The organism is Pseudoalteromonas sp. AWM4_233, from assembly GCF_056158285.1.
In genome coordinates this window covers 565817-580127 of sequence record NZ_JBSWSZ010000113.1, presented here as the reverse complement: position 1 = coordinate 580127, position 14311 = coordinate 565817, and the positions used below count along the sequence as shown (strand labels likewise).

Here is a 14311-nt window from a genome sequence, read left to right as displayed (position 1 = left end):
ACATTCTCTCTCTAGCTTTTTATTTTTCATATTTTTATTTTAGCGGTAAATCAACCTCTATTTTCAACCCACCTAATTCGCTTTCTGAGGCATTAATCTCACCCTGATGTAAGTCAACAATTTGCTTAACAATGGACAATCCTATGCCATGGCCGGGTGTTTCTGTGTTCGACATATTTGGAACACGAAATAGATGATCAAAAATTTGCCCTAGATGCTCTTTTGGCACAGATGGGGCGCTATCTTGTACTATTATTTTAAAATAATGCTCACAAGCCGCAAAATGCACGTCAATCTCACCATCCTTATGTGTGTATTTTTTTGCATTGCTATATAAGTTAGCAATTAATTGTTTAACCCTAAATGGATCTATGTGTGCGAAAGTTTCGTTAAATTTATTAGCCCCAATTGTTAGTTTTTGTTCTGTAGTTTGAGTCGCCAATTCATCATGAATATCGCTAACAAATTTGTTTAGGTCTGTTTCTTGAGTACTTAATGTGAAATTCGCAGTTTCAAGTTTAGCAAGACCTGCTAAGTCCTTAACTAAGTGGTTTAGATCTGTAAGTTTTTCACTAATTTTAGTAAGGTTCTCAGGTTTACACTCGATGATTTGATGTTGCATCGCTTCAATATGCAAGCTTGCTATGGTCACTGGGTTACTCAGGTCGTGAGCAATTTGCGAGAATAATTGGTTTCTTTGTTCAAGTAGTTTATTGAGATGCAGTCTTTGTTGTTGTTCTAAAACACGATTTTGTCTTATTTTAATGTAAATAATGATCGTAAAGGATACGAATACAATAAATAAAATGATAAATACCATTTGTTGATTTTGTTGCTGCGCTAACGCATTACTGATTAATAGGTTTTCTTGTTCTTTCTCAGCAAGTTTTTGCTCTTTTTCTTTAGCCTCAATTGTATTTTGCAAAAATGCTAATCTATTTGCATAGTTTTCTTTATGCGCAATAGACTGTAATTCAAGTAATTTATTTTGTACCAAATAAGCGTTTTCAAAGTCTTTCATTATTGAATAAGCACGATGCATGATACTAAGGCTTGCTTGTCTTCTGTCTTTCAATGTATCTACATCACCAAATTCGAACGCTTGTTTAGCATAGTTAAGCGCTTTCTTCGGGTTGTTAATTAAGAGGCTCAATTCAGCTAGATGATTCCAAACAGAGGTTTTTAACTGGTAGTCTTTTTTAGTTTTGTTTAGAAAGGAAAAGTTTTCTTCCTCAAGTACGATTGCCTTTTGAAGCTCTCCTTTACCAGCATAATTTAAAGCTAGGTTATGCTTTGACCATGCAGTATTTCGTTTATGTTTTATATATTGAAACACAGAAATCGCTTCTTCAGCGTGTTCAATACCAAGATCAAAGAGTTTAAGTTTATAAGCTTGGTAGGATAGTTTGGCAAGGCTATGACCAATATCTTGTTTATTATCTGATTTTCTGTCTAACGCTAACGCTTCAAGAAATTTATTGTAAGATAATTGATGCTCACCAATTTTATTGTATGAGTCCGCTATCCCAAATAAATTGTTTGCCATTCTTTTATCAGCAGCATTAAGTTTCTTATCTATCTCAAAGGCCTTGATCTTAAACTCTAAGGCAGTTTTAAACTCACCAAGATGGTCATAGGCACGTCCATAAAAGTAAAAGAGGCTAGAAAGATCTTTCTCAGTAAGCCAACTTTGGTAATCTTTTTGGTAAGTTTTTACAATGTTGATACCTTTGAGATAATGACTTGTTCTAAGTTCAATTGAAGCTTGTCTTACAATGCCATGCGTTAAAAACTCAATATTGTCAGATTTTTTATAATGGTATATCGCTTTTTTTATTGTTTCGCGTGCATCTTCATAGTCATAGTTGTGGTACTGAATGTCTGCTAAATCTTTGTAGAGTCTTGCTGTCCATCTATGATTGTAATCAAAGCTTGGGCTATTTATTTCATTTAACAACCGTTGTTTGGCTTCGTCACTTCGACCTTCATTACTGAGCGCTTTACTATAAGAAACATAGTATTCACATGCCGCAATTTGGTCAGTCAGGCTTGTAGGATCAATTTGCTCGAAAGCTCTAAGTTTGAGCTTATTATTTGGTAACTTTTGAATTGCTTTGAGTTCAGCAATACTTTTAGCGTTAACGTGTTTGGTTGTAGTTAATAAAGCTAGGAAACAAAAGAACCATAGCCTTGAGAGCATAGACACTCTATTTCGCTCCTTGCAAAAGATTGCGTATTTTACTTATTTGTACTTAAGCTGCAATTGCAAAAAACACATGTTCTATACTAAATGAGCTTAAGATTTATGAAATTCTGTCGATTATATAGAGCGTAACACTAAAAAATTTGTTAAAAAAGAGTTGCAAAGGTTGCGTTCATATAAAAATAAGTAGGATCCCCATGCTCCAATCATTACGTTTTTCTACCAAAGTAACTGCCGCGGCATCTTTGGTTTTAGTGATCATCTTAGGGCTGTTCACAATCAATAACTTCATTGTTATGAGAGCCCAAACTCAAGAACAACTTACCGCTGTTTTGCACGAAATATCAAATTCAGTTTCTCAAAATATCGCCAACTGGTTGAATGATAGGCTCAAAATTGTTGAATCTGTTGCAAAAGGCCATAAACAGTCAGACACTGAATCAGATATCTTACGACGTCTAAAAACAGCTGACATCGCAGGTGAATTTAAAAATACTTACATCGGTATGCCAGATGGTACATTCGTTTTAGATGACCCATCAATTCAGTTACCAGCAGATTATGATGCGACAACAAGGCCCTGGTATAAACTTGCAGAACAAAAGCGCTCTACAGCATTTACTACGCCATATATAGATGTCACGACAAATGAGTTAACTATCTCTGCAGTCGTACCTTTATTTGAAAGTGGTCGACTAAGTGCTGTTGCTGGTGGTGATATTGATATGGCCACCATTACAGACATCATAAACGAAATTGACTTTTTAGGTTTTGGTTACGGCTTTTTACTAGATAGTGAAGGTAGAATTCTTTCTCATCCAAATACGAGATTAAATGACAAACCAATGACTGATTTGTTTGGAGAGCGCCTCTCTCTGCAAAGTGAGTTTATTGAAATGCAGTTAGAGGGTGTAGAAAAAATAGTCTCTTTCGTGCCTATGAAAGGGATTAATAACGTTAATTGGTATCTGGGTGTCGTAATTAATAAAGAAATTGCCTACTCTTCGGTATCTTCATTTAGAAACATGGCTTTGATTTATCTTGTCATCGGTGTTGTGGCAATAGTTGTGATGCTTCAAGTATTGCTTAAATATTTGATGAGACCAGTAAAAGAGCTAAATGATGCCATTAAAGACATTGCACAAGGTGAAGGCGATTTAACTCAACGTTTAAGTTGCTCCAGTGAAGATGAATTTGGTGAATTGTCGACGCAATTTAATATCTTTGTTGACAAGATCCATGACTCAATTAAGCAAGTTCGTGAATCTACCTTAACCCTACAACAATCTATCACAAGTATGAATGAGCAAGCGAATGATGCGCTTTCTTTGTATAACGATCAAACGAAACGTACTGATAGTGTTGCAACTGCCATCAATGAATTGTCTTCTAGTGCGCAAGAAATAAGTAGTAATGCACATAATGCATCTGAACTAGCTTCTGAAGCAAATAAGCTCAGTGCAGATAGCCAACATGTACTTAATTCAAATATTGCCGGAATTTCTTCTTTGAGTGACAAGATGGCTCAAGCACAAGACACAGTAACCAGTCTTGATCAACATTCAGCGAGTATTGGACAAGTACTTGAAGTAATAAAAGGTGTCAGTGAACAAACAAACCTTTTAGCGCTTAATGCTGCAATTGAAGCCGCAAGAGCGGGTGAAGCAGGTAGAGGTTTCGCTGTCGTTGCTGATGAAGTGAGACAACTTGCACAACGCACACAAGAGTCAACTCAAGAAATCGAAAATACCATTTCAGACCTTCAACTTGGATCTAGTACAGCTGTTGCAGTTATGGTCGAAGCGTTGAAAGATTCTTCAGAAAGTGCGGATAAAGCTGCTGCGGCAGGTGATAAAATGCAATCTGTTACATCTGCCATTGACGCAATTGATGTTGTTAACCATGCTGTGGCAAGCGCAACTCAACAACAAAACGATGTTATACATAACTTAGATTCTGATATTCATCACATCAGCGACATCAGTAAACAAGGTGTTGATAACCTTCATCAGACTTTAGAAGAATGTAGAACACTTCAAGCTCAATTTAGAAACTTAGAAGAGATGTTATTAAAGTTTAAAGTTTAATTACACATAAGCTCTATTATAAAAAGCTCCTTTTGGAGCTTTTTATATTTTTGGCGCTGATAGATATAAATATGGATTAAAAGGAGATATAAGCCGTAATTAATTATATCTTCATCCCTCTGGTGTATTTATATAAATTATTACGCCTGTAATAAAATTGTATTTTTTGCGCAACACCACTGTCATTTTACCTCTTTAAACTGCACGCAATTTCATAACAATCAATCTAAGGTGTATGCGATGAAGTGCATTAACCCTCTGCTTCTTGCAGGTGTTTTAGCAACAGCAACTGGTGTTCACGCCAATTCTTTAAATCCTGTTGTTGAAAAAAGTGCAGCGATTAATGACTCTGCTTTAAAAACTCAGGGAAAAATTGACTCTATTTCTGACTCTATGCAGTCGAAATTGCAACAATTCAAAACATTAAATAAAGAAATTGATGGTTTGATGGTTTACAACAGTCAATTAGATAAACAAATTCAAAATCAATTAGCAGAGATGGCAGACATCAATGCATCAATGGACCAAGTGTCAGTAATTGAGCGCCAGATCACCCCGTTAATGCTTAACATGATTACAGGTCTTGAGCAGTTTGTTGCTCTAGATGTGCCTTTCTTATTAGAAGAGCGTAAGCAGCGCGTTTCAAAGCTTCGTGAAATGATGGAGCGTGCTGATGTGACATCAAGTGAAAAGTTCCGCCGTGTACTTGAAGCTTACCAAGTTGAAGTTGAATACGGTCGTACCATTGAAGCTTACCCAGCGCTTATTAACGTTGCCGGTCAAGAACGTGAAGTTGATTTTTTACGTATCGGTCGTCTCGAACTGATGTATGTCACTAAAGATGGAAAAATGGCTGGTATTTGGGAAAAAGAATCAAAACAATTTAAAGAATTACCAGATACAAACATCAGCCAAATAAATAAAGCGCTACGCATAGCACGTAAGCAACTTGCCCCAGATATGTTAACGCTACCAATCAATGCTGCGAAATAAGAGGTCTTAAAATGAAACTGTTAAAGAAATTTAGTCAAGCTGCGATTTTAGCGACGACATTCGGTTTATCAGGCGCAGCAATGGCCGACGAACTTAACTTAGATGCGTTACTTAAAACATTAGAGCAAGGGCAGGTTGCACAAACTGCCGAAAATAAAGCCAGAGAAGCGGAATTTGTCGCAAAACGTAATGAACAAGATGCGGCACTTCGTAAGCTTACTTCAGACAGAAATGCCCAATTAGCGCGCTCAGAGCGTTTTGAAACGTCATTTGAAGAAAACGAAATTAAGTTACAAAACTTGTCTGATACGTTAAGTAAACGTATGGGTACACTAAAAGAGCTATTTGGTGTACTTCAGCAAGTATCAGGTGATGCTAGCAATAAATTCCAAACATCAGTTGTTTCTGCTGAAATTTCTGGTCGCAGCGCGTTCATGGATGAAATGGCAGCAAAGATGGGCTCAAGCTCAAAACTTGCATCAATTGAAGATATTGAAAAGGTTTGGTTTGAACTACAACGTGAAATGACAGAGCAAGGTAAAGTTTCTCGTTATAACGCAGAAGTCATTGTTGCTGGTGGCGAGAAAGTAAATAAAGAAGTTCTTCGTGTTGGTGCGTTTAACTTAATCGCTGATGGCAAATATTTAACTTTCAACCCTGTTACAAACACAATTTCTGAACTAACAAGACAACCAGTTGCACGTTATCAGACTTCAGCGGCAGATTTACAAGCAGCAAATGGCGGAGTCGTTGATTTTGCACTAGACCCAACAGGCGGTTCTATTTTAGGCCTTTTAGTTCAAGCACCAAATACAGAAGAGCAGGTTCACCAAGGTGGCTCTGTTGGTTATGTGATTTTAGCAACCGGTGTTATTGCCTTACTTATCGCACTTGAACGCTTCATTAGTTTAATGCTGATGAGTGCAAAAATTCGTCGTCAACTTAAAGACACAACACCACGTGAAGATAACCCACTTGGTCGTGTGATGAAGGTTAAAGAGCAGTACCCAGATGTTGCTTACGACACGCTTGAGTTAAAGCTAAGCGAAGCAATCCTTCGTGAAATGCCAAAGATTACTCGTAATCTAACCCTGATTAAGATTATCTCTGTTGTAGCACCACTACTAGGTCTACTAGGTACAGTAACGGGTATGATTAACACCTTCCAAGCAATCACTTTATTTGGTACTGGTGATCCTAAACTGATGGCTGGCGGTATTTCTCAGGCACTTGTTACAACTGTACTGGGTCTAGTAGTTGCTATCCCAACCGTATTCTTATACACGCTGTTAAATACGCGTTCTCGTAACCTGTTACTTATTTTGCAAGAACAAAGCGCTGGCATTATTGCAGAGCGTAGTGAGAAAGGAGCGTAAACGTGGTTTTATTGCTAGATGCAATTAACGCACTACGCAGCTTTCTAGATACAGGTGGCCAGGTACTCCTGGTCATCGGTGTCCTTATCTTCGCAATGTGGTTACTTATTTTAGAGCGCTTCATATATTTATTCGGTTTATACCGTCAACAGCGCAAAGAGGTAATCGCTAGCTGGAAAGCACGTTCAGAGCGTAATAGCTGGAATGCGGAACAAATTAAACAAGCTCAGATTTCACGTATTGGGATTAAGTTAAATACAAACCTGCCATACATTGGTGTCATGGTTGCTTTATGTCCTCTCTTGGGGCTATTAGGCACAGTTACAGGCATGATTGAAGTTTTCAACGTGATGGCCATTACAGGTACAGGTAGTGCACGTTCAATGGCTGCGGGTGTGTCTAAAGCAACCATTCCAACCATGGCCGGTATGGTCGGTGCACTTTCTGGTGTATTTGCTGTGACATTTTTACAGCGTAAAGCAAAACGTGAAGTTGAGTTATTAGAAGATAAATTGTTGCTAGATCACTAAGCAACATGAGGTAAAAAATTATGAGAGCGCCATTAGCAAAAGTTTTTCAAGAAGAAGAAGCAGAAGAAATTAATATGACCCCAATGCTAGATGTTGTATTCATCATGCTTATTTTCTTCATCGTTACCGCTTCTTTTGTAAAGGAAGCAGGTATAGATGTAAACCGTCCAGAAGCAGCCACAGCAGTTAAAAAACAACGTGCAAATATTTTAGTGGCGATTTCTGACAAAGGTGAGATTTGGATAAATAAACGTCAGATTGATATTCGTGCTGTCCAAGCAAATATCGAACGTCTAAAAGCTGAAAACCCACAAGGCAGTGTAGTTATTCAAGCTGATAAGAAGGCGACAACTGAGCTACTTATCAAAGTAATGGATGCCTCAAGAGCTGCAGGCGCGTTCGATGTATCAATTGCTGCGCAGGAATCATAGGAGCAACAATGCGTTACTTAACCGCTTTATTAATTGCTGCCACTATCACCTTCTTCCTATTTTTGGGAATGCAGGCTTTGATCCAGAGTGGCGAAGGTGCAATGACTGAGCCTGCAAAAGGTCAAGTACTTGACTTTGTAAGGTTGAAGAAAGAAGAAACGGTTCAAAAGAAAGAGCGTAAACCACAAAAACCACCAACTCCTAAGGAGCCACCACCACCTATGGAGGCGCCTCAAATGCAGGCTAATAATCTAGATGCAGCTGGTACTGATTTTGATTTTAGTGCTGATGTACAAGCAGATGTTGATTTGGGTGGTGGTTTAGCTTTGGAATCAAGCGATGGTGAATATCTTCCTATCGTTAAAGTTGCACCAGTCTATCCAAGACGTGCTCTTTCAAGAGGGATTGAAGGATACGTGATTGTTGAGTTCATAGTAACTAAACAAGGTACTGTTCGTGACCCTAAAGTGATTACTGCTGAACCACAGAGCATTTTCGACAGAGCAGCATTGGATGCAGCCTTGAAATTTAAGTATAAACCCCGTGTTGTTAACGGCGAAGCAGTTGAAGTGGCCGGTGTTCAAAACAAAATTTCATTCCAGATCAATGGATAAGTTTTGTGTGTGTTGCGAGGAAATATAAATGAATATTAGAAAGTTAACTTTAACCGTTAGTATTGTTTTATCAGCGTCTGTTTTACCAAGTTTATTATCGGTTACGCCTTTAACTGACATCAATACAGTTTATGCTGAGACTAAAACAAAGCGTGTGCCGGCACTTAGAAACAAAGTGTATAGCCAATTGGCGAGAGCTCAAAAATTGGCTGATGAAGGTAAGGTACAAGAAGGCCTAGAAGCGTTAGACAACATCAAAGCAAGAGCAAGCAGCATGAATGCTTACGAAGTTGCGATGATGTATAACTTCTATGGTTTTATTTACTATAACGAAAATCAGTTAGATAAGGCCATTGAATCTTTTGAGCAAGTGATTTCAGAAGAGCAAATTCCAGAATCATTAAGGCAGTCTACAACTTTTAGTCTTGCGCAGCTTGCCATGGCAAACAATGATTATGTGAAGGTGATTTCGTATCTTGATAAGTGGAAACTGGGTAACACTAAGCCGATTGCAAACAGTTATTATGTTTTACGTGCCAACGCGCATTACCTGCAAAAGCAATATAATGAAGCGCTTGAAAGCATCAATGTAGCGATAAGCTTTGCTGAAAGCCAAGGCGAACAACCTAAAGAAAACTGGTTGGTTTTACAACGCGCGCTTTATTATTCTTTGAATCAACCTGAGCAGGTGGTTCAAGTTCTTGAAAAAATGGTGAAGCTTTATAATAAGCCAGAGTATTGGGTGCAGCTCGGCGGCATGTATGGCGAAGTGGGAGATGGAAAAAAACAACTCGCTATATTAGAGGCTGCCAAACAACAAGGCTTTATACGTTCTAAGAATGAAATCATGCAGTTAGCCCAGGTGTATATGTACAACGGTTTGAACTATAAAGCTGCCTCGGTTTTAAAAGAGGGCGTTTCAAGCGGTAAGATTGAAAATAGTGCAAAAAACCAGGCATTCATCGCAGAGGCTTTCGTACAAGCTAAAGAGGATGAAAAGTCCATTTCACATTTTAAGCAGGCTGCCGCTAAGGTTGAACATGGTAATTATTCTCAAAGGTTAGCTGAGGTTTATTTGAACTTAGAGAAGTTCGAAGAAGCTGCAGATTATGCTCGTGAAGCCCTTGATAAAGGCGAGCTCAATTTTGAAGCCAATGCATACGTAGCACTTGGTATGGCACAGTACAACCTTGAAAATTTTGACGCCTCCATTTTGGCTTTTGAGCAAGCTGAAAAGCATAAAAAATCCTCGAGACTTGCTAAACAATGGATCAAGTTTGTCAAAAAAGAGAAATTACACTCAGAAAGCTTAAAGCAAGCACTTTTATAAATAAAAGAATCGCAACACCAAAGCCGTTGTTAGTTTAACTATCACGGCTTTTTCTATTTATAATCAATTATAATTTAATTTCTTAATAATTATTCCATTCATAAAGATGTATTAATACTGTCATCTAACTTTATATTTAATGTAACCCAACAGTAACAAAACTCCATTAATTTATACATCAAGCTTTTTTGCGCTTATAACGACTTATTATATTTTTGGAGATTAAAATGAAACTTTCTGGGTTTTTTAAAGCTAGCCTAATTACTTCTGCTCTTGTACTTGCTGGTTGTGGCGGTGGTGATATCAACGTAACACCAACAACAAATGATAACCGTGTAGACAACTCTACTAGCAATGTAACAAATAATACTGGAAGTGATAACTCAGGAAATAACGGTGGCGGTACTACAACACCTCCAACTACTGCAATTGAATGTGCGTCATACACAATGGATGGTGTTGAGTTTAAGGGTAAGCCAGATGACGCAAATAAAAATTGTGTGTATAGCCAAGCATTTGCAAGTAACGCAAAAGATATTACTGCTTCTTTCTTAATCCCTGCTTTGCCAGATGGTGGTGCACACATTTTTGAAGGTGAACTATTCATCGGTGCAGATGTAGACACATCAAAAGGCGGCGTTATTGATGTTAACGGCCCTACTCTAACAATCGAAGCGGGTGTAAACATTGCCTTCACTAAGCCAGAAAGCTTCATCCGTATTGCACGTGGTGCAAACATTGAAGCAATTGGTGAGATTGACAAGCCTATCGTATTTACAAGTATCAGCGACATAGACGGTGATGATTCAACGACTGCACAAATTGGTGACTGGGGCGGTATTCAAATTAACGGTATGGGCCAATCAATTCGTTGTGCTAAAGCTGATGCTGAAGCTGGCCAGTGTAACCATAAAGCAGAAGGTATCGTTTCTTACTACGGTGGTAATGATGCAGCTGACGACAGTGGTACATTAAAACATGTTGTTATCAAATACGCTGGTTACGAAGTAACACCAGATAATGAACTAAATGGTCTTACACTTAACGCAGTTGGTTCAGGTACTGAGATTGAATACATCCATGTACACAATGGTGCTGATGATGGTATCGAATTATTCGGTGGCTCTGTAGATATTAAGCACATTGTAATCACTGAATCAGTAGATGATGGTATTGACTGGGATGAGGGTTGGAAAGGTAATGGCCAGTTCATTTTAGTTCATTCAAAAGAGCATGGTAACCATGGTTTTGAAACTGATGGTGCTAAGAAAGCGCCAAGTGCAGACTCTGAATTAGTAACTTCTGTTTCTTTCCCTACTATTGCAAACGCGACTGTTGTTACAAATGGTAAAGTAGATGCTGAAGCACGTAAAAACACAGGTGCTGGTATGGAAATGAAAGAGTGGGGCAAAGCGAAATTAGTTAATATGCTATTTGTTAACTCTTCTACTCAATCTGGTGCAGGTTGTTTTGACCTGTTCAACGATAAAGACCAATCACATGAAGCGGGTGTTCACGCAAATGCTAAAGCTGGTGACATTTCGTTCTCGAACTCTATCTTCGCTTGTGGTTTAAACTTCGAAGAAATTAACACTGCCCTTACTGGTGATCTAGCAGGTTTCGATATTGAGCAGTGGTTCTTAGCTGGTGAAATGAACAAGCTAATCGGCTTTGCTGATTTCTCAAATGTACTTGCTGAAGACGGTGTTACGACTAAAGGCACAATTACTGATAAAGATGGTAATGCGGTTGCTATCGAGTCAGCAAAACTGAATGCTGACAACTCATTCTTCGACGATGTCGCATTCATCGGTGCAATCGGTGAAGGCGCTAGCGACGAGTGGGTTGAGTTTGTAAAAGCGTCTATGGCACGTAAAAACTAATCTAAACCACAAAATAAACTGATAGGGCGCACTTTTGCGCCCTTGTTGAATCAATTTGGTTTAGAGGAATTAAAAATGAAACCAATAAAGCAATTTAAGGCAAATTTAATTACCTTATCTTTACTTTCTTTATTGGCACCAGCATCACAGGTTTTAGCTGCAGATGAAACTGCACAAGAAATTGAAGAAGTTGTTGCTGTTGGTAGTCGCCTTAAAGGAAGCGCGAGCGCTGTTATTGAAGAGCGTAAAAATCAAGCGTTCGTTGCAGATATCATGGGTTCTGAACAGATTTCAAGAACCGGAGATAGTGATGCTGCGTCCGCACTTCGCCGTGTAACAGGTTTAAGTTTAGTAAATGATAAATTTATCTATGTACGTGGCTTGGGTGAACGTTATTCAAGTGTTCGCTTAAATGGTGCAATCGTACCAAGTCCTGATTTAACCCGAAATGTTATTCCACTCGATATTTTCCCTTCTAGTATTATCGAATCGCTTGCAGTTCAAAAAGCTTACTCACCAGATATGCCGGCCGCATTTGGTGGTGGTGATGTAAATATTCGTACTAAAAGTATTCCATCGGATCGAGTATTTAAAATTGAAGTTGGTGGTGCTTATAAAGACACTAATGATACTGGCCTAGTTTATAACGGTAGTGATGATGATTGGTTAGGCAAAGACGACGGTCTACGCCAAATGCCAGCAGAAATCCAAATGGCATTAAATACCTATATAAACGGCTTATCTGATTTATCTGTGCGTAATATTCGTCAAGTTGAATCTAAAATGCAGGGTTCAGACATAGGCCAAGATGCTGCAATTGCACTTAATAAGGGTTTAATCAAAGCATTACCTCGTGATTTCGGTATGGTCGAAAAAAGCATTGACCCTGACTTCGGTGCAAAGGTTGTGTTTGGTGATCGTTTCGATGATTTATTTGGTTTTGGTGGCCAACTAGGTTTTTTAACTTCTGTTGCCTATGATAATGAATGGTCTAATAGCACAGAGTTCAACTCAGTTTTGGCAACAAAAGACACTGAGGAACTAGAATGTAGTAAAGATACTTTCACTTGTTATTCTGCTAAAGAAGAAAAACAGTCTACCAAGAATAACATCAAACTAAATGCCTCATTAAATGTTGGTTACAAACTTGATGGACACGATATTAATGCAGGTTACATGATGCTGCGTGACACTGAAAATGAAGCGTCATATGCAATGTATCAAGAACCATCAAAGTCATTAAGTATAGAAAGTGGACAAGTTACACGTAAAAACCTGACTTCTTTTGAGCAACGTGAGCTTGAAATTCTTCAGGTTAGAGGTACTCACAACTTAACTTGGTCATTACTTGATGGTGTTGGTGTTGATTGGCATTACACAGATTCAACCGCAACAACTGATATTCCAAGCGAATTAGAAGTATCAGTGCGTGATTTATACGTAAATGGTCAATACTCAGAAACGGTTTATACCGGAAGTTCAGGCGGTAATCCTTATTTATATCGTTACGTAGCGATGGAAGATGAAGTAGAAAACTTTGGTTGGAACGCAAGTAAAGCTTTTTACTTTGATGGATTTGAGTTAGAGCTAAAAGGTGGTGGTTTTTTTGTCGATAAAACGCGTGATTACCGCACAGATTTCCTAAAATATCGCTTTGGTCAAAATGAAAGCCTATCACTTGCTGACACTCCAACTCAAGCTTTAGGAATAGGCTCTTACTTCAGAGATGATTCAACTGTTGATATGACTGATGTTGAACTTCTTTTCCAAGAGCCGGCTGCTGATGATTACTTAGCAGCTCAGAAAATCGATGCTTATTTTGGTAGCTTTGATTACCTAATGGGAGAAAAATGGCGCTTTTCTGGTGGTGTTCGTTATGAAGACTTCCGTCAGGTAGCACTGGCATATTCTCGCTCAATTTTTGATCCAGCATTGCTTGCTGACAAACTTAGTGAAGAAGCAATTCAACAAGCGAGTGTGATGGAAGATGATTACTTTGGTTCTTTCTCTGTCACATATAGCGAAAAGTCTTATCAGTTACGATTTGGTTATGGCCAAACAATTGTTCGCCCGGACTTGCGTGAATTAACACCAGTTCAGTACCAAGATCCTTTAACCGATTATCGTACACTCGGTAATCCAACGCTTGAATCAAGTTATTTAGATAACTTTGATTTCAGAGCTGAGTTTTATATGGAAAATGGTGACAATTATTCAATCGGCGCCTTCTATAAAGACATAGATAAACCAATTGAAGCCTTGTTAACAGAAGCGGATGGTCGTTTCACTCTAGAGTTCGACAATGCTGATACGGCTTTTGTTTATGGTATCGAAGCTGAATGGTTGCTTGAGTTATCTGCTGATGCACTAGGTGGCGCAATATTTACATCAGGTAACGTTACATTGAGTGATTCAGAAGTTGAAATATTAGAAGCTGACAAGGGTGATCTGACAAACCTGAAACGAAGAATGACAGGTCATTCTAAGTATGTTGCTAACTTCCAACTTAACTATGATTCACATAATGGTAATCATCAGGCATCAGTAATTTATAATGTATTTGGTGATCGTATTTTAGCGGCAGGCGTTAATGATTTTGATGATGCTTACGAGCAGCCGATCAATTCATTAGACCTAGTTTATAGTTATTATCCGAACTTTAATACAACAGTTACTTTTAAAGTGAAGAATCTATTAGGTCAGAACTTTGAAGTACAGCAAAATAACGTTGTGATCCGTGAAAAAGAAATGGCTCAACAGATCAGCTTAGATGTTTCAATGGAATTCTAATCTGAGTTAAAACGTATCAGTAAGCCCACTAAACGGAGTGGGCTTATTTTTAAATGCATGTGGAACACATCTTA

General features: G+C 38.3%; 10 protein-coding genes. 9 read left to right on the top strand and 1 reads right to left on the bottom strand.

The window, feature by feature from the left end; genetic code table 11:
• Nucleotides 1–34: 34 nt before the first annotated feature.
• Complete coding sequence (locus ACXAC4_RS24010; protein ID WP_475166526.1) at nt 35–1957, bottom strand: ATP-binding protein; 1923 nt, start codon at nt 1955–1957, stop codon at nt 35–37.
• A gap of 443 nt (nt 1958–2400) precedes the next feature.
• On the opposite strand from ACXAC4_RS24010, the gene ACXAC4_RS24005 reads away from it, so the two are divergent.
• From ACXAC4_RS24005 to ACXAC4_RS23965, 9 genes are all read left to right on the top strand, one after another.
• Nucleotides 2401–4290 (top strand): methyl-accepting chemotaxis protein, encoded by a 1890-nt coding sequence (locus tag ACXAC4_RS24005; RefSeq protein WP_475166522.1) that lies wholly within the window; start codon nt 2401–2403, stop codon nt 4288–4290.
• 240 nt (nt 4291–4530) lie between these two features.
• Nucleotides 4531–5283, top strand: coding sequence for a DUF3450 domain-containing protein (locus ACXAC4_RS24000; RefSeq protein ID WP_349287030.1), 753 nt, complete (start codon nt 4531–4533; stop codon nt 5281–5283).
• Nucleotides 5284–5294: 11 nt separating this feature from the next.
• Nucleotides 5295–6659: a MotA/TolQ/ExbB proton channel family protein gene (locus tag ACXAC4_RS23995; protein WP_475166516.1), complete on the top strand. Its 1365-nt coding sequence runs from the start codon at nt 5295–5297 to the stop codon at nt 6657–6659.
• A 2-nt stretch (nt 6660–6661) separates the two neighbouring features.
• Nucleotides 6662–7189: a MotA/TolQ/ExbB proton channel family protein gene (locus ACXAC4_RS23990; protein ID WP_058032524.1), complete on the top strand. Its 528-nt coding sequence runs from the start codon at nt 6662–6664 to the stop codon at nt 7187–7189.
• Nucleotides 7190–7209: 20 nt separating this feature from the next.
• Nucleotides 7210–7620, top strand: a complete 411-nt coding sequence (locus ACXAC4_RS23985) for an ExbD/TolR family protein (protein WP_058032525.1) — start codon at nt 7210–7212, stop codon at nt 7618–7620.
• Nucleotides 7621–7628: 8 nt separating this feature from the next.
• On the top strand, nt 7629–8234 hold the full coding sequence (locus ACXAC4_RS23980) for an energy transducer TonB (protein ID WP_058032526.1): 606 nt from the start codon (nt 7629–7631) through the stop codon (nt 8232–8234).
• 28 nt (nt 8235–8262) lie between these two features.
• Nucleotides 8263–9564: a tetratricopeptide repeat protein gene (locus ACXAC4_RS23975; protein WP_475166508.1), complete on the top strand. Its 1302-nt coding sequence runs from the start codon at nt 8263–8265 to the stop codon at nt 9562–9564.
• 227 nt (nt 9565–9791) lie between these two features.
• Nucleotides 9792–11447, top strand: coding sequence for a hypothetical protein (locus ACXAC4_RS23970; protein ID WP_475166503.1), 1656 nt, complete (start codon nt 9792–9794; stop codon nt 11445–11447).
• 75 nt (nt 11448–11522) lie between these two features.
• Complete coding sequence (locus ACXAC4_RS23965) at nt 11523–14237, top strand: TonB-dependent receptor plug domain-containing protein (RefSeq protein ID WP_475166498.1); 2715 nt, start codon at nt 11523–11525, stop codon at nt 14235–14237.
• Nucleotides 14238–14311: the final 74 nt, after the last annotated feature.